Genomic DNA, 251 nt, shown 5'->3' with positions numbered 1-251 from the left:
CTATCAGGACTGACGGAGATTTTGACGAAAAAAAGAAAAAACCCCCAAAGCGGGGGTTTTTTGGAGAATGGTTTAGATCCAGCGCTGGATTGTTTTTTCGAAGGAAAGAACTTCTTCAGCAGAGAACCACAGACCGATTTCACGCTCAGCGCTTTCAGGAGAATCAGAACCGTGGATGATGTTCATGCCAACGGATGTTGCGAAATCGCCACGGATTGTTCCGGAAGCTGCATCTACTGGGTTTGTTTTGC

Annotated in this window: 1 protein-coding gene; it reads right to left on the bottom strand. The window is 46.6% G+C overall.

Annotated features, from left to right (window positions below; genetic code table 11):
• Positions 1 to 72: 72 nt before the first annotated feature.
• Positions 73 to 251 (bottom strand): nucleoside-diphosphate kinase (locus tag SB775_RS32005; protein WP_410865316.1); only part of this gene is annotated, 179 nt, incomplete at its 5' end.

This window comes from Peribacillus sp. SIMBA_075 (genome assembly GCF_046534585.1).
Note: the sequence above shows the minus strand (reverse complement) of the source record. Positions and strands in the feature narration are given on the sequence as shown.